Origin of the sequence: Mucilaginibacter pallidiroseus (assembly GCF_007846085.1) — a bacterium.
In the GTDB taxonomy this organism is placed as follows: domain Bacteria; phylum Bacteroidota; class Bacteroidia; order Sphingobacteriales; family Sphingobacteriaceae; genus Mucilaginibacter; species Mucilaginibacter pallidiroseus.
On sequence record NZ_VOEJ01000006.1, the window covers coordinates 44,423 to 62,018 of the forward strand.

17 protein-coding genes are annotated in these 17,596 nt (G+C 44.3%); 8 read left to right on the forward strand and 9 right to left on the reverse strand.

What is annotated here, in order from left to right; translation table 11 throughout:
• The first annotated feature begins 3 nt into the window (after positions 1–3).
• Positions 4–234, forward strand: a complete 231-nt coding sequence (locus tag FPZ43_RS12900) for a hypothetical protein (RefSeq protein WP_146382343.1) — start codon at positions 4–6, stop codon at positions 232–234.
• An 84-nt stretch (positions 235–318) separates the two neighbouring features.
• On the opposite strand, the gene FPZ43_RS12905 is transcribed toward FPZ43_RS12900, so the two are convergent.
• Together FPZ43_RS12905 and FPZ43_RS12910 are read right to left on the reverse strand one after the other, a co-directional pair.
• The gene (locus FPZ43_RS12905) at positions 319–945 is read right to left on the reverse strand and encodes a DUF4136 domain-containing protein (RefSeq protein ID WP_146382344.1); all 627 of its coding nucleotides are present in this window, start codon (positions 943–945) and stop codon (positions 319–321) included.
• A 98-nt stretch (positions 946–1,043) separates the two neighbouring features.
• A complete protein-coding gene (locus FPZ43_RS12910; protein WP_146382345.1) occupies positions 1,044–2,693 on the reverse strand; it encodes an NAD+ synthase in 1,650 nt (549 codons plus the stop codon).
• Between the two features lie 65 nt (positions 2,694–2,758).
• Here FPZ43_RS12910 and gldB point away from each other — a divergent pair, with 65 nt between their 5' ends.
• Positions 2,759–3,811, forward strand: coding sequence for a gliding motility lipoprotein GldB (gene gldB / locus FPZ43_RS12915; RefSeq protein WP_456238246.1), 1,053 nt, complete (start codon positions 2,759–2,761; stop codon positions 3,809–3,811).
• 280 nt (positions 3,812–4,091) lie between these two features.
• On the opposite strand, the gene FPZ43_RS12920 is transcribed toward gldB, so the two are convergent.
• The 4 genes from FPZ43_RS12920 to FPZ43_RS12935 all read right to left on the reverse strand — a co-directional run bounded on the left by FPZ43_RS12920 (position 4,092) and on the right by FPZ43_RS12935 (position 7,763).
• Positions 4,092–4,280: a hypothetical protein gene (locus FPZ43_RS12920; protein ID WP_146382346.1), complete on the reverse strand. Its 189-nt coding sequence runs from the start codon at positions 4,278–4,280 to the stop codon at positions 4,092–4,094.
• A 58-nt stretch (positions 4,281–4,338) separates the two neighbouring features.
• On the reverse strand, positions 4,339–5,334 hold the full coding sequence (locus FPZ43_RS12925) for an NAD-dependent epimerase/dehydratase family protein (RefSeq protein ID WP_146382347.1): 996 nt from the start codon (positions 5,332–5,334) through the stop codon (positions 4,339–4,341).
• A 136-nt stretch (positions 5,335–5,470) separates the two neighbouring features.
• On the reverse strand, positions 5,471–6,238 hold the full coding sequence (locus FPZ43_RS12930; RefSeq protein ID WP_146382348.1) for a ThuA domain-containing protein: 768 nt from the start codon (positions 6,236–6,238) through the stop codon (positions 5,471–5,473).
• A gap of 40 nt (positions 6,239–6,278) precedes the next feature.
• Complete coding sequence (locus FPZ43_RS12935; protein WP_146382349.1) at positions 6,279–7,763, reverse strand: alpha-amylase; 1,485 nt, start codon at positions 7,761–7,763, stop codon at positions 6,279–6,281.
• Positions 7,764–7,907: 144 nt separating this feature from the next.
• On the opposite strand from FPZ43_RS12935, the gene FPZ43_RS12940 reads away from it, so the two are divergent.
• On the forward strand, positions 7,908–8,111 hold the full coding sequence (locus FPZ43_RS12940; protein WP_146382350.1) for a YtxH domain-containing protein: 204 nt from the start codon (positions 7,908–7,910) through the stop codon (positions 8,109–8,111).
• Between the two features lie 174 nt (positions 8,112–8,285).
• The gene (locus FPZ43_RS19315) at positions 8,286–8,459 is read left to right on the forward strand and encodes a hypothetical protein (RefSeq protein ID WP_186461836.1); all 174 of its coding nucleotides are present in this window, start codon (positions 8,286–8,288) and stop codon (positions 8,457–8,459) included.
• 14 nt (positions 8,460–8,473) lie between these two features.
• Here FPZ43_RS19315 and FPZ43_RS12945 read toward each other — a convergent pair whose 3' ends face one another.
• On the reverse strand, positions 8,474–8,764 hold the full coding sequence (locus FPZ43_RS12945; RefSeq protein ID WP_146382351.1) for a hypothetical protein: 291 nt from the start codon (positions 8,762–8,764) through the stop codon (positions 8,474–8,476).
• 306 nt (positions 8,765–9,070) lie between these two features.
• Positions 9,071–10,042 (reverse strand): ligand-gated ion channel, encoded by a 972-nt coding sequence (locus FPZ43_RS12950; protein WP_146382352.1) that lies wholly within the window; start codon positions 10,040–10,042, stop codon positions 9,071–9,073.
• Positions 10,043–10,197: 155 nt separating this feature from the next.
• On the opposite strand from FPZ43_RS12950, the gene FPZ43_RS12955 reads away from it, so the two are divergent.
• Positions 10,198–13,944, forward strand: a complete 3,747-nt coding sequence (locus tag FPZ43_RS12955; RefSeq protein WP_146382353.1) for a S8 family serine peptidase — start codon at positions 10,198–10,200, stop codon at positions 13,942–13,944.
• Positions 13,945–14,041: 97 nt separating this feature from the next.
• Here FPZ43_RS12955 and FPZ43_RS12960 read toward each other — a convergent pair whose 3' ends face one another.
• Entirely contained in the window at positions 14,042–14,533 is a 492-nt protein-coding gene (locus FPZ43_RS12960; protein ID WP_146382354.1) for a hypothetical protein, read from the reverse strand.
• A gap of 237 nt (positions 14,534–14,770) precedes the next feature.
• On the opposite strand from FPZ43_RS12960, the gene ggt reads away from it, so the two are divergent.
• The 3 genes from ggt to FPZ43_RS12975 all read left to right on the forward strand — a co-directional run bounded on the left by ggt (position 14,771) and on the right by FPZ43_RS12975 (position 17,595).
• On the forward strand, positions 14,771–16,480 hold the full coding sequence (gene ggt, locus FPZ43_RS12965) for a gamma-glutamyltransferase (RefSeq protein WP_146382355.1): 1,710 nt from the start codon (positions 14,771–14,773) through the stop codon (positions 16,478–16,480).
• 78 nt (positions 16,481–16,558) lie between these two features.
• On the forward strand, positions 16,559–16,999 hold the full coding sequence (locus FPZ43_RS12970) for a MarR family winged helix-turn-helix transcriptional regulator (RefSeq protein WP_146382356.1): 441 nt from the start codon (positions 16,559–16,561) through the stop codon (positions 16,997–16,999).
• 92 nt (positions 17,000–17,091) lie between these two features.
• On the forward strand, positions 17,092–17,595 hold the full coding sequence (locus FPZ43_RS12975; RefSeq protein WP_146382357.1) for an FKBP-type peptidyl-prolyl cis-trans isomerase: 504 nt from the start codon (positions 17,092–17,094) through the stop codon (positions 17,593–17,595).
• Position 17,596: the final 1 nt, after the last annotated feature.

The window sequence follows — 17,596 nt, forward strand, 5'->3', positions numbered from 1 at the left end:
CTGATGAAGGGGATAATTTTTAAACGAACGCTTTTTACTCTTACAGGTACTTTACTTTTAAACCTTTGTGCGTTTGCACAGGATTGCGAAGATGGGCCTGGTTTACCGGGTGCCGACCCAGATGCAGGCCCCTGCGAAATACCGCTTGATACCTGGGTGATAGTATTGGTAATTGTTGCTGTAATATTCGCTGCTTACCGTTTAAATCAAAAACAGAGAAGCCTGACTGCTTAAACATAATTAAGCTTGGCTCAATAACAAAAAACGCGCCGGTGATGTATCACCGGGGCGTTTTTAATAATGTAGATATTGTAATACCTAAGATTTAAGTGGAGCAGGTACAAGCTCCAATTGCTTAATAATACCTTCAACCACCTTTGGTACTTCTTTAAGTGTTTGTTTAGGGTTGGTAAGCTCGCCTACGCCATAACCGCGCCATACAATTGCCTGTGTTTTGCTGTCAATCAGGTCGATGATGATAGTACCTTCTTTATACGGAACGCGCTGCGCATAAGTGCCACCCCAACCGCCATAATATGGCCAACCCCAGCCACCGTAAAAGTAAGGGCGGTAAAAGCCACCCCAACCCCAGCCGCCCCATCCCCAGCCACCATAAGGGTAGCCCCACGGCGATGAATATCTTATTTTGGTACCACGGCCGGTAACAGTTGCGTAGGTCACTAATAAATCAGGGTTTTGATTGGACATGGTTAGGCCTTTGGCCGTTAATGCGTTTTCTGTAGCCTGTTGTATTTTGCCGTTGCCAATTTCGGTAAGCGGGCGCCACTGCTTGTTTGGGTTTTGCGGAGCAGGCGCCATTGCGAAAGTTTTGTACTGGCTAAGGTTAGTTTTGTTTGCTGCAGCGGTGTAATAGTTGTAGCTGCTGCATGATGTTAGCACCGATATAAACAGGGCTGCCAGCATCAAAGGGATATATTTTTTCATGACGTCTTGATAAATTAGTATTTGTTAGACAAACTGGACAGCAAAGGTTTAACGGCTTAAATTATTTTTATAAATATTTTAATTGCAAAATTCCTGGCTTACGCCAGGTACTTACCAACTATTGGCATCCTGCGGCCCATGCCAAATGCTTTTGGTGATACGCGTAATATTGGTGGTGTTTGGTAGCGCTTATGCTCGGCATTGTTTATCATCTTAATTACCCTTTGTACAGTACTGCTTTCATAGCCAAGCTTAATAATTTGTGCCGATGAGCAGCGCTTTTCAACGTATTCTTCAATTATCTTGTCAAGCACGTCGTATTCGGGAAGCGAGTCAGTATCTTTTTGACCGGGCCTTAATTCGGCAGATGGTGGTTTAACTATCGAGTTAATAGGTATAATCTCCTTATTGCGGTTAATGTAACGCGCCAATTGGAAAACCTGCGTTTTGTAAACATCGCCCAGTACAGATATACCGCCGCACATATCTCCATATAAGGTACCATAGCCTACAGCTGCTTCGCTTTTGTTGGATGTGTTGAGTAGGATATAGCCAAACTTATTACACATGGCCATCAAGATAACGGCACGGCTACGCGATTGTATATTTTCTTCGGCAATGTTAAATGGCAGGTTTTTAAATTGCGGATGCAGCTGCTGCTCAAAAGCGTCGGTAATATGCGCAATGTTCACCGTTTCTGACAAGCAGCCCAAATTGGTAATCAGGTCCTGGGCATCTTTGATAGAGTGATCGCTTGAGAATTTTGAAGGCAGCAGTACTGCCATTACATTTTCCGGGCCCAGGGCCTCGGCAGCTAACGCACATACCACAGCCGAATCAATACCACCTGACAGGCCAAGGATAGCTTGTTTAAACCCTGATTTATGAAAGTAATCGCGGATACCGAGTATCAAGCCCTGGTGTATTTGTTCGATATCTGTTTGGCGGCTTTCTTTGGCGGTAGACGCATGCTCAAAAGATATTGATCCATCATCTGCCAAAGTGTAGTATTTTAAATCCTCCGCAAAATACGGCATCTCATCGGCTATCTTCCCGTTGCTGTCAAATACTAAAGATCCGCCATCGAATATCAATTCAGTTTGGGCACCCACGTGGTTAACATAAAACAACGGCAATTTATAGCGTTGCGCATTGTCGCTCAGTATGGCAATTCGCTCTTCGTCGTGATTGTAAGCAAAAGGTGATGCTGCAATATTTATCATTACATCAGGTTGCTGTTCTATCAGCACATCCATGGGTCTTGTAATGTACAGCGGGTTTTCAATAGTGTTCCATAAATCCTCGCATATGGTTAGCGCAATACGTTTGCCCTTAAAATCGATACAGTTAAACTGGGTTGATGGTTCAAAATATCGGTACTCGTCAAACACGTCATAATTGGGTAGCAGGGCTTTGTTTACAATTGCTTTTACCTTACCATCTTCTATAAAGTATGCCGAGTTGTTAAGGTCCTTACCCTGCGGATTATGGTTTGGTGTAGGGATGCCTAATATGCATGCAATGCCAATACATTCGGCGGCAATTTTTTGGGCAGCCTCCTCGCACAGGTTAATAAATTCGGTAAATTCCAGGAAATCGCGGGCCGGATAACCGCAGATACAAAGTTCGGCAAACACCACAAGATCGGCCCCTTCAGCCTTAGCCTTTTGTATGCCGGCTATTATTTTTGCCGTGTTCGATTCAAAATTACCAATATGATAGTTGAGCTGTGCTAATGCAATTTTCATGAGATGGAGGGTGGGCGTTTACCCGTGTAATGCAAATAAAAAAATTATTTTTGCTAAAAGCTAAAATGATGCGTTATTACCTAAAAACAAGGCTTGTTTATTTAAGTTTTGCCGTTGCCCTTATTTTTACCGCCTGTAACAACTCACCTAAAAAGGTTGATGTTAGTAACATACCGGTTGATGTAAAGATAGAGCGTTTTGATCGTGATTTTGATTCGCTACGTATCAAGCCAATGGCACAGCAGGCGGCTTTTTTACAACAGAAATACGGCGTTTTTTATATTGATTTTATTGAAAAGATACTAAAGGCCGGTGCTGTAAACGATACCTCATATTTTAAGACCCTGCGAGAGGTTTTTGCGGGCAAAGCCTATATGGATCTGAAGCACGATGTTGATTCGGTTTACAAAAACCTGGATACACAAGATGCCGAATTAACGGATGCCTTCAGGCGCATTAAATATTACTTTCCTCAAAAGCGCCTGCCTAGAGTATACGCTTATTTTTCGGGCTTCCAGGCGCAAACCTCTATAGGCAACGGCTATTACGGTATAGGGCTGGATTTATTTTTAGGCAGGAACTCGCGCTTTTATCCTGCTTTGATAGAAAACTTCCCGATGTACATATCACGCAGGTTTACGCCCGAAAATATTGCACCGCGTGTGTTGGAAGGCATAGCACGCGAAGATATGTTTCCTGAAACCGACGGGGGCGACCAAACGCTGTTGGCAAAGATGATTTACAACGGGAAGATCATGTATTTTATGGACAAAACCTTACCAGATGTAGCCGACTCTACCAAGATAGGATACACCACAAAGCAGGAGGCCTGGTGCAGGGATTATAAAGCCGAGATATGGAGTTTTTTCCTGGAAGAAAATCTTTTGTACGACAGCGATTTTCAAAAGATACAACGTTACCTTAACGAAGCGCCATTTACGCCAGGCCTTGGGCAGGACAACGAGGCCGCTCCTAAACTGGCTGTGTGGACGGGCTGGCAAATTGTAAGGCAATACATGGAAAAGCACCCCGACGTAACGCTTGCACAATTGATGGCAGAAAAGGACGCCCAAAAGATACTCAACGCAGCCAAATACCGGCCTAAAAGGGAAGAATAGTAAATTACGGTGTCATTGCGAGTGTAGTATGGCAATCTCGTCGCCGGTTAGTAGACACAAGGAGATTGCCGCGTCGCTATGCTCCTCGCAAAGGCATAAATGATTAATAATTACAAACCTGTCATTCTGAGCGTAGCGAAGAATCTGTCTGCGAGCATTCCATTATAAACAAGATCTAGGGCCTGCGTTTCCTCTTACTGGCAAACAACAGTTGATTTGTAAATAAAAAAAGCGCCTATGGAACAATCATAGGCGCTTATATTTTGAAAGACTATTAAATTTAGTCTAAAATTGCGAAAACTCCTTTTAAGGCAACTATTACACCAATAACCAATATGATGTTTGATAAGGTTGAAGCAAGGCCAAAATCAGCAAAGCGTAGAAACACGCCTACTAAACCTATAGCAATAGCAACAACTAATAATTTATAGTGGCTTTCTGAATTGGCGTTTTGAGTTGATGGATTCATTGCGTTTTTATTTGTGGCAAAAATATAAATGTTTAACGAAAATCTATACTGTTATTGTTTATTTTTTGTTCCAACCTTCGGGCAGGTTTTCTTCAATTTCAATGTTTTCAAATTCGGCACTTGCTCTTGAACCGACCACCATGGCCCAGGCAGCCATTTTTGCAATACCTTCTTCCAGGCTAACGTTTTTGCTGTTGCCAAAAACTCCCGCAGCTTTAGAGTGATCGCTATGGGCGTGCATTACTTCTTTGCGGGCCTGCAGGTGGGTAACCTGCGGGTCAACGCCCAATTCTTTCGCTACCACTTGTACCAACTCGTTAACGGTGTAAGGCTTATCCGCACCAACGTTAAATACCTGGTTGTAGGCGCCCGGTACGTTTACGCAATTTGCTATGTGCGGTGCTACGTCATCAATGTAGCTAAATGCACGGGTTTGCTCACCATCGCCAAAAATAGTCATTGGCTTTTGCTGCATTATCTGGTTCATGAAAATGCCAATCACATTACGGTACTTGTCGCCAATGTTTTGGTTTTCGCCATACACATTGTGCGGACGGAAGATCACGTAATTTAAACCAAACATGTGTTGCGCAGCTTTAAGATCCATCTCGACAGCATATTTTGCCACACCGTACGGGTCTTCGGGCTGTGGAACCATGCTTTCAAGCATTGGTAACTGGCCTGCGCCGTAAACGGCAATCGACGAAGTGAAAACAAAGCACTTTACCTTATATAATACTGCCAGGTTAATGAGGTTTACAGAGCCAATTAAATTGTTATTATAATTAAACCTGCGGATGAAGTGAGATAAGCCTTCGGCAGCGTAGGCAGCCAAATGATAAACATAATCAAACTTATGTTCGGCAAATAGTTTTTCAAGCAGGTCAACATCGTTTATGGATCCTAAAACAAACTCAACGCCTGCGGGTACATGATCTTCGAAACCGCCACTCAGGTCGTCAAGCACTATAACTTTATGCCCAAGGTCTAAACAATGCTTCGCAACGTGCGACCCGATGAATCCGGCACCGCCGGTAACCAATGATGTAATCATAATAAAGTGATAAAAGGTTGATGAATGCTTTGGCATCCACCTCAAAATTATAAAAAGAGTTTAGTTAATGGCCATACTTCGCAAAAACCAGACCGCGACCGGGTTTTTATGGCTAGCACTACATACGTTATAAGTTTCACTTTGATTTTGCAGCCGCCCAAAATATCGCATTTTTAAAAAGCCGTGTATAAGCCGGGTTATTAAATAGCGTTGGTGAATGGCCCATGAAAATGTAAACGTTGCGTGCCTTTACATGCTCATTTACCCATATTACCGGATGATCGCCCATTTTTATAGCTGAATTTGGCTTGTAGGTATCCTCGTTAACCGTTGCAAGCACCCGCACATTGGGGCGTGGGCTTTGGTTGTATATATAAAACTCCTCTTGTTTTATTATGAAGGATGATGGGATGCCTTGCATTACCCGGTGCTTTGCATTTTCAACACTTATGGTGCCTTGAACAAACGTGGCTATGTAATCTTTGTAGATGATATTCCCCATGAATGTCGAAAACCATTGCCACATGGGGAAGGCATCAAATTCGCCCAGTAAGGTTGCATGATGAAAGCCAATCCAGCCGCCCTTGCCGTTTTCAATATAATCCTGAAAGGCAGCCGCGGCAGCAGGTTTCCAGCCGTAGGGTGGGTAATCAAGTTGGATGAATAACTGGTAGTGCGATAAAAAGGCAGTGTCTATTTTGTCGGTATTTTGGATATAATCTATTTTGAAATGATTGGTGGCAGCAAGCTTATTAAGCCAAACCTTTGCAGCAGCCGAATAAGCTACATGATGGCCGCCGTTTTCATACAAGGCCAATACATTAAACTTGTTTTTGACTTTTTGACCAAAGCCATAACTGCAGATTATAAAACCAAGGCAAAATAGGATGAAACACTTTTTCATAAAAAGGGCAGCACAATTGCGCTGCCCTAAAATAGCTAAATTAGTTTTTAATTGCCCACACGGATACAGAGCCCGCGCGGCAATAGAATTCGGCCCAGCCGTTTTCGTCTATTACAATTTCGGCGTCGTGCTTGCCCAGGTAATCAACAAAGGTTTTGCCTGCGTGCAGCTTGCCAATCTCCATTGATTTTGATCCTTCGTCGCCGTTTGATATCACTACCGCACAGCCCGAGTTTTCGTGGTCGCCGTCGCCTTCACGTGTCCAGCCAATACAGTTAGGGTGGTCAAAATAATCGCGCTGCATACCGTACGCCACATTTTTGCGAGCGTACAATAGTGCTTCGAGCCCTTCGCAAGGCTCAATTATCACCTCGTGGTCGTTACCATCATCACCTTTGCCGGTGTACTTTGTGCCATACATGTCCGGATAGAATATGCAGGGGTAGCCAGCCTCGCGCAGTAATATCAACGCATAAGATATCGGTTTAAACCATTGCTCAACCGGCATGGCTAGGGATTGCAAAGGTTGGGTATCATGATTTTCAACCAATGTAACCGCGAGCAATGGATTGGCTACAACAAGAGTATTGTCAAATATGGTTCGCATATCATAACCGCTGCCGCCAGATGATGCATTGTGCAGGTTCAAGTGCAATGGCGCATCAAATAACGATACCTTGCCATCCATACGGTCAATGTATGCCTGCAGCGTACCAACATCGTACGACCAGTATTCGGCTACGGTGAAAAGTTCCTTACCGGTTTCGTTACGCATGTAGTCCAGCCATTCGTGATAGAAGCCCGGCTCGATATGCTTCACGGCATCAAGGCGCAAGCCGTTGTATGGTACTGTCGCTAAAAACCATTTGCCCCAGCGCTTAAGTTCCTCGCGCACTGCAGGGTTTCTAAAGTCAATATCGGCAGCCATCAGGTAATCATAGTTGCCGTTCTCATCATCAAACACATCCTCCCAGCCTTCGCCGTATTGGTTTTGTATGCTGTATATAGCTGTTTCCTGGGTTTTCTGATCGTAATCAACCCCGGTAAAGCACTGGTGATCCCAAATAAAGTTTGAGTGTTGCCCACCCCTGCCTGGAAAAGTAAATTTTGTAAACGCTTCAATCTCATAAGCATCGCTTATAAACTCGTTGCGGTTATCAGGATTAACCTTGCGTGCCATAACTTTCTCGGTTTCGTCTGCACCGCTCATATGATTTAGTACAATGTCTGCATAAACGTTCAGCCCGGCATCACGTGCTGTTTTTACAGCATCAATTAACTCTTGCTTTGTGCCATATTTTGTACGTACCGAACCTTTTTGATCAAATTCGCCCAAGTCATAAATATCGTAGCTGTCGTAACCAACCGAGTAGCCGCCTGCCGCGCCCTTGTGAGCCGGCGGGAGCCAAATAGCGTCTACCCCTAAATCTTTAAGGTAGCCGGTTTGGTCTTTAAGACGGTTCCACAGGCTGCCATCAGTAGGGTAATACCAGCCAAAAAATTGCATCATCGTATAATTTTCCATGTATGTAGAGGTAATTGTTGTTTAAACATCTTACAACCAGCAAATAGAGTTATGGTTTGAGGCACGATGTTATTTGTTTAGACGCTTTTTATTGGCATTATAGTTGTATTAAACAGTTTACTATTTACCTAAAACATTAAAAAAATGGGCTTATTAAGATTTATAGCGGTAGGTGCCGCAATAGGATACGGAATAAACTATATCACAAAAAAAGGTGCAAACGGTCGTTCAATTTTGGATGATATTACCGAGGATGCACCACAATGGTTTGATAAGGCAAAGCAGTACGCTGCAGAGAAAGTTGACCTTGCAACCGAAAAAATACAAGAGGAAAGAAATAGGTTTTAATAATCTGTTATAGATCCTCACTTTAAACTCTCGCCCGTTTTGGGCGGGAGTTTTTTTGTTTATTCAAGATACCATAAGGCCTTTTAAAACGTTAATATTTGTATACATCTCCCGGCACATATTATTTATAAACCAATTGGGCTGCGCTCTTAACAGCTTTTAAATTTTACGGCCATGATAAGTAACAAAAAATCTGAAACAGCTACAGTAGCTGATGCTTGGTTAAGGACTGAAGGCCCTCTTTGCGAAAAGGATGAACAGGCCCGTACCGTTGAGTTACTGCGCAAGCAGCAGGATGAAGCGGCTAAACGGTGGAACGCGTTACAAGCCGCTAAAAAACAACACTAATTTTATTTAAAGGCTTATGCCGACTTCCAAATTTTGAATACGTTTTTGTAGCGGGCATCATTGTCAGTTATCACAATTGACAGGTGCTCGGTACGTACGGGGAAACGTTTGTCAATCACGGTTTGTATTTGCTGTAGCAGGTTACCCATGCGCTGCTCAAAATCGTTACGGCTTATTTTAATCAGGAGTTGATTGCCGGCAATGGCAACAATACCCACACCTTTGAGTTCTGAAGATAACAGCTGTAATACACCGTGGCTCAATGTCCGAAGAGAGAGTTCTGCAATAGATATGATTTCGTTCATCGTAATAGGAAATTTAAATTATACGCATCAATTAATAGCAGTGCTTAAATTTAATAAACGTATTTTATTTTCTGCAATAAAATTGTGTTTAATAGTCGCCTTTAGTTTTGACAACGTCCCGTTCGTTTATGCAGAATAGTCTTGGTGGGGCTTTTTAAATTGCTCTTCATCATTTCTTTCCTTCGGTTTGTTATTGGGCAAACGGCAATTCAACACTTGGTTGCGTTACCTGTTTTCCTGCTTAACATTACATATATATTAAGGTTTTTGCAAAAAAAAATTTTAACAAAATTTTACAATTGCAGTTTAATTACTGCTGGCAATTGCCTGCCATATGAGCCAGGTATTTATCATTATATAGCCAGCAAGCAAAACCTGTGCGCATATAAAATCGAAGCGTTTGGCACGTTCAATCTGCTCGCGTTTTATTAAAAGTAATGAAAAGGATGTAGAAACAATTACGGCAAGTATAAATAATAGCGTAACACCGTGCAGCGCATCAACCAGCGTAAATGACGTTGACTCGGGCAGCGACGAATCGATAATATATTTGTTACCTATCACCGCAAACAGCGCACCTACACTGAGGCCAAAGCGCGAGTCGATACTATCGAAGTGAATGTAAAAACACATATACGCGATAAGGAACGCTACGTACATGCCCAAAAACATTTTCCAGAACAGGCCGATGGCATTGCGATCTATTTTTAATTTGACGCGATAGGCACTATATTCGGTATGGGGCTTCTTAAGGCTGATATCGCCAAAGGCTGTTTCATACTGCTTAACGCCGGTAGTGATGCCAACACTATCAATATTCCAGCCCTGCAATAAAAAGCGTGGGTCGAAATGCTTACCTGATAAATCTGCCTTAAAAACCAGAGATTTGGAATCGAACTGCGAGTTTTCTATTGAGAAGCGCAATGTTTGCTTATCAAACGGGAAATTATCGATCTTCCAGGAGTCTTTCATTACACATTGCAGCTTCATCAGCATGAAGACCTGGTTATCGCTCGAGTCGACAGTTGTAAATGATTTTGTTACTTCTTTTGCCAGGGGCACTTCCAGATTTTTATCAAAATCAAATTTTTTGTTTTTGTACCTAAGCCACAACCACAGGTTAACACTATACTCCTTGTCTTTAAAATTAACATCGTGTATGCTGGTGATGTATATGCCGGTTAAAACCGTATCGGGTACCTGCGCTTGTGCGTGGCTTTTATTAATGATACCACATAACAATGCTATCAATAATAAGATACGGGCAGGGGCTTTCATCTTGTGGTGGTGTTTGGGCTATATAAAGTTAAATTTATAAAAATTGTTTTGATAGCTTTTATATGCCGAAAGCTTATGTAAATGCATATTAAACAATATTTTATAATACCGCACTATTTACTGAAATTGCTGCATCTTTTACGTATCACAATTATATGGGTAAACTTTACCGGGCCATTTTAATATTCTTATTGTTTACCGGTTTAACTGATGCTGCCTTCGCGCAAAAGCAATTGGTAAGTACCGCTCAAAAAAATCAGCTCGACCAGCTTTCACTTAGTGCCGATAAGGCTTTTTCTGCAGGCTACCAGCGTGCTTTATCGCTGGCTCCGTCAAGGGGCTGGGCTGTGCGCCGGGAAGGACCGGGCGGTGCTGTGATACAATTGCAAGGCGTAAATAACTTGGGTTTCCCGGTGTTTCGTACAACCTTTAACAATGTACTTGCAGCTGCAACAACCGCTACAAACGCTGTGCAGCCGGGCGGCGAGTTGGGACTGAATCTGTCGGGTTCCAGTACATTTTTAAATAACAAGCTTGGTATTTGGGATGGCGGCCAGGTATACAGCCAGCATACCGAGTTTGCAGGCAAAACCATTACTGCTAAAGATAATTCATCAATTATACAACATGCTACGCACGTGGCCGGTACCATGGTGGCCCGGGGCGCTTTTGCGCCGGCTAAAGGAATGGCTTTTAATGCCGCCACACTGCAGGCCTGGGATTTTGATAATGATGTTACAGAAATGAGCGGTGCGGCTGCGAGCCTCATCTTATCAAATCACTCGTATGGCGATGTTGCAGGCTGGAACTATAATTCTACCCAGGCCCGTTGGGAGTGGTACGGCCTACCCGGCGACACCGAGGATTACACTTTTGGTTTTTATGACGACAGGGCACAGTCTTTTGATAACATCGCGTACAACGCACCTTATTATTTGATTGTGGAGGCTTCGGGTAATTCGCGCAGCAGCACGGGCCCGGCAGTTGGCGAAACTTATTACGGCTACACATCCCGCACAAACCCTACCATTATCAACAAAGGGCCAAGGCCTGCAGGTATTAGCAATAACGATGGTTATGATATTATAAGTACTACAGGCAATGCCAAAAATATCCTTACTGTGGGCGCTATTTCGCCATTACCTAACGGGCCGGTGAACCGTTCTGATGTGGCTATTGCATTTTTTAGCAGTTGGGGCCCTACGGATGATGGGCGTATAAAACCGGATATTGTAGGCGACGGCGTAAACGTAACATCAACAAGCAACGCAGGCACCAATTCATACGCTACACTATCAGGCACATCAATGGCTACGCCTAACGTAACCGGATCGCTTTATTTACTACAGGAGTACTATGCCCAAAAGAACAATGGAAACTTTATGCGGGCAGCAACCCTTAAAGGACTGGCATGCCATACTGCCTTTGATGCAGGTAACGTAGGGCCCGACTATATTTATGGTTGGGGCGTTTTAAATATGCGCGCCGCTGCCAAGGCAATTACCGAGAACAATACCCTTAGCATGATCAGTGAAAACTCACTTGCACAAGGTCAAACGCGTACCTTGGAGGTAGTGGCCTCAGGCGATGGGCCGCTGGCCATAACCATTAGCTGGACAGATCCTGCCGCTGCACCAACGGCCGCAGGCACTCTAAACAGCCGTACGCCAAAACTGGTAAATGATCTTGACCTGCGCATTAGCGATGGCACTACAACCTTTACACCCTGGGTGCTAACGCCTAACAGTCCATCGGCAGCGGCAACCACCGGCGATAATATTCGTGACAACATCGAGCAGGTTTATATTGCCAACGCTACACCGGGCAAGCGTTATAGCGTCACCATCTCTCATAAGGGGACGCTATCGTCGGGTAGCCAGGCGTACTCAGTTATTGCTACAGGCGTAGGCGGTAACTCGTACTGTGCGTCTGCCCCGGCATCAACTGCTGATTCTAAAATTGTGAGTTTTGCTTTATCAAACGTAAATTATACAGCGGGCGCAGGCTGCACAGGATATGTTGATAACACCAGCCAAACCATAACCCTCGAGCAGGCCCGAGCTTACCCGTTTGGTATTAACCTGGGCACCTGCGGAGGAAACTTTAATAAAGCAGCCAAAATATTTGTAGACTGGAACGGCAATGGCACTTTCGAAACCGACGAGCTGGCCGCTACCACTAATATAATAAACGGAACAGGCGCATATACAGGAACCATCAATGTGCCTTTAACGGTAACACCAGGCAACTTTAGTCTGTTGCGAATTGTACTATCCGAAACAAATGACGCCTCATCAATTTTGGCATGTGGCACTTACGCCAAAGGCGAAACACAAGACTATAGAGTGCAGTTTACCCTGCCGGCCAACGATGCCGGGGTAACAGCTGTTGTAACGCCCGATGCGCTATCATCATGCGCGGTTGCTACATCCGTTACTTTGAAGCTTAAAAACTTTGGCGGTGCAGCCATCAGCAATGTTCCTGTAAATGTTACCGTAACCAGCCCCGGCAATGCTGCGGTAACGTTTAATGAAATTTATACAGGTACCATAAACCCGCAACAAGAGGCAGATTTTACGCTATCCGGCAGGTTTAACACTACGGCCGGTACCACCTATACAATTACTGCTACAACGCAGCTGGCTAATGATCCAATTACAACAAATAACCAGGCCAATGGCACGCTAAGCATCAGCCAGCCACCAACCTTAAGCGGACTCTCGGCCTATCAGTGCGGCAACAGCAACTCCTACCTTTTAAATGCCACAGGTGCGGGGCAGGTGCTTTGGTACACATCGGCCACGGCAACATTACCTGTAGCTTTTGGCTCGTCGGTAAGGGTGAATACCGCTGCTGCCAGCAGTAATTTTTATGCAGGACTAAATGATTTTAGCGGCAATGTTGGCCCTGCAACAAAAAACGCTTTCAGCGCAGGTGGTTACAATCAGTTTACACCGGATGTTAAAGTATATACAGCTGTGCCGGTAACTATTGAAAGTGCAAGGCTTTATGTGGGTAATGCGGGTCGTGTTACGTTCAGCGTAACAAATTCGGCCGGGCAGGTGGTGTCAACATCAAGCATCAATGTAACTGCCACACGCAGAAACCCTGCAGCTGGTGCACTGGATGATGACGCAACAGACCAGGGCCGTGTGTACACCCTAAACTTACAGTTGCCTGCTGCAGGCAACTATACTATTACGCCAAGTTACGAGAACGGTGCAAGCCTTTACCGCAGCAATAGCGGGGTTACAGGTTACCCTTTTAAAATAGGCAATGTGTTTAGCATAACAGGCAACACGGCAACATCGCCAACTAATGCAAGTGATACTACCTACTACCGAAATTTTTACTATTTCTTTTACGATATGCGGGTAAAAAGCACAGGCTGTCCGGCTATATCAAGGCAGGCAGTTACAGTTGGCAACCCGGTGATAACGCAAAACGGTGAGGTGCTTAACTCAAGCGTTGGATTGGGTAACCAATGGCTGCTCGATGGTGTGGAGATAGCCGGTGCAACAGGGCAAAGCTATACGCCTTTGCAAAGCGGCAATTACCAGGTGGCCGTAAATATGGGCGATGGCTGTGTAGCGCTATCGGAAGTGTACCGCTACGCCATTATTGCTAAAAACCCGGGGCAGGATACCGATATCGGGCTCACCATGTTCCCGGTGCCGGCAAGTACAATTTTGAATATCGTTTTCGTTGCAAAAGAGGCTGGGCCACTCAAAATTTCATTGCTTACCTCTGCCGGGCAAATAGTTCATGAGCAGTCGCAAAATATAAGCGCGGGTAACTACAGTACCGTAATTAATGTAGCCAACAAGCTTCCCGGAACTTACTTTTTGAAAATTGTGCTCGGGCAAAAAATCTACTCCAAAAAGGTCATTATCATAAAGTAATTTATTGATTGCATTGCCTTATCGGCAGCAAACCATTAATAATAAACAAGGCCACGCTGTAAATGCGTGGCCTTGTTTATTTAAGTTTTTAGGCAATTTAAAAGGTGTATTTGATACCCAGGCCCGGTGCAACGTCAAAGAAAGGGCCGGTAGCCAGCTCAAGTCGTGGGTTAAGGTCCAGGCTCACGGCAATAGGCGCATCCGGAAATTTATACTCAAGGCCCAAAACAGCATCGGCACCTAACAGCAGGTGGCTACTGTCGTAATAGCGGTCGTCACCAAAACGCCTGAATTCGCCTTTGCCAATTGCACCAATGTGGGCACCCGCACCATAATAAAAGTTTAGCAAGGGTACATTAAACGCTTGCTGATGCAACTCATACAGCCCGGTAAATACAGCACCACGGCTGCGAAAGCCCAGGACACCTTCGAGCGCGGTTCCCTTGTCCATAAAATATTTTACCGAAATGCCGTTTTCAAAAGCACCAAATTTACCACCAACGGCGGTTTTATAATCCTGCGCGGAGGCACGTTTGGTTACCACCAAAAAGCAAAACAGTACAAGTGTAATTGAGGCAAGTTTTTTCATTACGTAATTTTAGGGTTAGCAAAAGCTGCCGATAAAAAAGGCAGCACAATTAGTAGGTTTTTAAGGTAAACAGATGTAGTATTATCGCCCTAATAACGTATTAATTGTGTTTTTATGCAACGGCGTACAAAATATGTGCGATAGCTTACTGGTTTTCAGCAGCAAAAATCACGTTTATGTTTTGTGATTTGGTAGCAAATGGAGAAATTGTGGCGTTAAACGTGATAAATCTATATAATGAGTAGCAGGTTGGGTATCCTAAATAAAACAATTGTATTAGCAATACTTCTATTTTCTTCTGCATCATGCGTGCAAGGGCAGTTGGGCCGGAATAACAGTGCACAATATCGTAACGGCATGGTGGTTTGTGCCTACCCGGATGCAGCAAAAGCGGGGCTTGATATTCTGAAGAAAGGTGGCAATGCGGTTGATGCCGCGGTAGCCGTTCACTTTGCCCTGGCGGTTACGCTGCCCCAGGCGGGCAATCTTGGAGGCGGGGGCTTTATGGTTTATCGTGGTAAAAAAGGGGAGGTGGCTACCCTTGATTTCAGGGAGAAAGCCCCGGAAGCGGCTAACGCTAATATGTATCTTGATGCAAACGGCAATGTAATACCCGATAAAAGCTTATATACGCATCAGGCATCGGGCGTGCCCGGCTCTGTTGACGGGATGATACAGGCACACAAAAAGTACGGCAAACTTAAATGGGCCGACCTGCTGCAACCCGCTATTGATTTAGCTACAAAAGGTTTTAAAGTGACAACTCACCTGGCTAATGATCTTAACAAAAACAAGGCACAATTTACCAGGCTAAACCCCGGTAAAAATTATTTTGTAAAAACTACCGACTGGAAAGAAGGTGATATCCTAACACAAGCTGATCTTGGCAAAACGCTGGAAGCAATACAAGCAAAAGGCAGGGCCGGATTTTACGAAGGTACAGTTGCCGACCAGATAGTTGCCGAAATGAAAAGCGGCGCAGGGCTGATTAAAAAAAAGGATCTGCAAAATTATCATTCGGTATGGCGCAAGCCTTTGATTGGGCAATACAAAGGGTACAAGATCATTACCATGCCGCCGCCATCAAGCGGAGGGATTGCGCTTTTACAATTACTGCAATCTGTAGAACCCTATCCCTTGTCGCGTTGGGGCTATAACCGCGACTCGACCGTGCAGGTTATGGTAGAGGCCGAGCGCAGGGTGTATGCAGACAGGTCCAAATACCTCGGCGACCCTGACTATTATAAGGTGCCAGTTGACAGTCTGCTAAATGCAAAGTATATTTTGAGCCGTATGCAAAGCTTTAAATGGGAAGCGGCAACGCCAAGCACAACCATACAGCCGGGTAGCTTTGCCGGTTACGAAAGCGACCAAACCACTCATTATTCTATTGTTGACCGCGACGGTAATGCCGTATCTATCACAACAACCCTTAACGACTCATTCGGCTCTAAGATCTTTGTGGCAGGAGCGGGGTTTCTGCTTAATAATGAAATGGATGATTTTAGCGCCAAGCCGGGCGTGCCAAATATGTACGGTTTAATAGGGGGCAAGGCCAACAGCATACAACCGGGGAAGCGTATGCTATCATCAATGACGCCGACCATCATCGAGCAAAATGGAGATTTATTTATGGTTGTTGGTACTCCCGGCGGATCAACCATCATGACATCGGTTTTCCAGACAGTGCTTAACGTGATAGCATTTGATAAAAGCATGCAGGCTGCCGTTGCCGCTAAGCGTTTTCACCACCAGTGGCTGCCCGATGTTATATACACGGAAGAGGGGGCGCTTGACAGTGTAACTGCAGGTATACTCACAAAAAAAGGTTATGTGCTAAAACCTCGTGGGCCAATTGGCCGGGTAGATGCTATACTAAAAACAAAGTGGGGTTACTATGAGGGTGGCGCCGATCCGCGTGGCGACGATACCAAATTAGGTTGGTAAATTTTGGATTATAAGTAACCGCTATATTATTGCCGAATACATATTATGCGATAAAAAAATACGTTATGTTTGCTGCCTATGCGTAACAGTGTAAAACACCAGGAAACTATCGACTATTTTTTAAAAATAGTGTGGCAAACGGTTGCCAACAGGTATAACCAATTGGTTACAGAGTTTGGCATTACACAATCTATCGGTTACCTGCTTATCAATATTGATGAAGAGGGTACAACAGTATCGCAGGCAGCTGCGTTGCTCGGCTTAAAATCTACAAGTTTGTCGCGTATGCTTAATCAGCTGGAGCAAAGCGGGCTTATTTACCGTAAAAGCAATGCCGGCGATAAACGATCTGTTAAAATATACCTTACCGACCTTGGTAAGGAAAAGCGCCAGCTAGCTAAGAATGTGGTTAAGCAATTTAATAACTATTTAAATGCTCATATCAGCGACGCCGATAAACAGTATTTAACCGAGATGCTAAAGAAAATCAATCAACTCACCCTTAACTATAAACCCTGATCTGGCCGGGTTTTACTACATCCAAGTGTTAAAAAGTGTTAAGCTGCTGTTTTTGAATTATAAAACGATAAATTTGCCGTTTGTAAGGTAGCATGAAAAGGGTACTGTATATATTGTTGATGCTTGTAGCGGGTTTAACCGCATGCAAAAAAGGCTATGATGCTGCCGATGAGGCTATGGCACAGGCCGAGGCCGACGATAAAATAGTGCAGGATTATCTTGCTGCCAATCCCGATGTTAAAGCAGTACGCCTGGATAGCGCCAATGTGCAAACCGGTATATATTACGTTGTGGTTGCGCCGGGATCAGGCAACAGTTTATTTACCAGCTCAACTTCTGTTACGGTAGATTACGTAGGCCGCAAGCTTTTAACAGGCGAAGTATTTTCACAATCAAATAATTTCCACCCATCCTTTAGATTGGGCGAAGTGATAAGGGCATGGAAACTGGCGCTGCCAAAAATCAATAAGGGTGGGCGGATACGAATTATTGCACCGTCGCGTTATGCATACGGCGCTTACGACCAGCCCAGTATAGGTTTACCGGCAAACTCGATAGTTGATTTTGATATACAACTTTTAGATGTAACGAATTAGA

What these genes read in the sequence shown, in the direction of transcription:
- gldB (WP_456238246.1), top strand. Translation starts at nt 2,759, where the DNA reads ATGATGCGTTATTACCTAAAAACAAGGCTTGTTTATTTAAGTTTTGCC.
- FPZ43_RS12910 (WP_146382345.1), bottom strand. Translation starts at nt 2,693, where the DNA reads ATGAAAATTGCATTAGCACAGCTCAACTATCATATTGGTAATTTTGAA.
- FPZ43_RS12950 (WP_146382352.1), bottom strand. Translation starts at nt 10,042, where the DNA reads ATGAAAGCCCCTGCCCGTATCTTATTATTGATAGCATTGTTATGTGGT.
- FPZ43_RS19315 (WP_186461836.1), top strand. Translation starts at nt 8,286, where the DNA reads ATGATAAGTAACAAAAAATCTGAAACAGCTACAGTAGCTGATGCTTGG.
- FPZ43_RS12975 (WP_146382357.1), top strand. Translation starts at nt 17,092, where the DNA reads ATGAAAAGGGTACTGTATATATTGTTGATGCTTGTAGCGGGTTTAACC.
- FPZ43_RS12935 (WP_146382349.1), bottom strand. Translation starts at nt 7,763, where the DNA reads ATGGAAAATTATACGATGATGCAATTTTTTGGCTGGTATTACCCTACT.
- FPZ43_RS12920 (WP_146382346.1), bottom strand. Translation starts at nt 4,280, where the DNA reads ATGAATCCATCAACTCAAAACGCCAATTCAGAAAGCCACTATAAATTA.
- FPZ43_RS12960 (WP_146382354.1), bottom strand. Translation starts at nt 14,533, where the DNA reads ATGAAAAAACTTGCCTCAATTACACTTGTACTGTTTTGCTTTTTGGTG.
- FPZ43_RS12940 (WP_146382350.1), top strand. Translation starts at nt 7,908, where the DNA reads ATGGGCTTATTAAGATTTATAGCGGTAGGTGCCGCAATAGGATACGGA.
- FPZ43_RS12970 (WP_146382356.1), top strand. Translation starts at nt 16,559, where the DNA reads ATGCGTAACAGTGTAAAACACCAGGAAACTATCGACTATTTTTTAAAA.
- ggt (WP_146382355.1), top strand. Translation starts at nt 14,771, where the DNA reads ATGAGTAGCAGGTTGGGTATCCTAAATAAAACAATTGTATTAGCAATA.
- FPZ43_RS12905 (WP_146382344.1), bottom strand. Translation starts at nt 945, where the DNA reads ATGAAAAAATATATCCCTTTGATGCTGGCAGCCCTGTTTATATCGGTG.
- FPZ43_RS12930 (WP_146382348.1), bottom strand. Translation starts at nt 6,238, where the DNA reads ATGAAAAAGTGTTTCATCCTATTTTGCCTTGGTTTTATAATCTGCAGT.
- FPZ43_RS12925 (WP_146382347.1), bottom strand. Translation starts at nt 5,334, where the DNA reads ATGATTACATCATTGGTTACCGGCGGTGCCGGATTCATCGGGTCGCAC.
- FPZ43_RS12945 (WP_146382351.1), bottom strand. Translation starts at nt 8,764, where the DNA reads ATGAACGAAATCATATCTATTGCAGAACTCTCTCTTCGGACATTGAGC.
- FPZ43_RS12900 (WP_146382343.1), top strand. Translation starts at nt 4, where the DNA reads ATGAAGGGGATAATTTTTAAACGAACGCTTTTTACTCTTACAGGTACT.
- FPZ43_RS12955 (WP_146382353.1), top strand. Translation starts at nt 10,198, where the DNA reads ATGGGTAAACTTTACCGGGCCATTTTAATATTCTTATTGTTTACCGGT.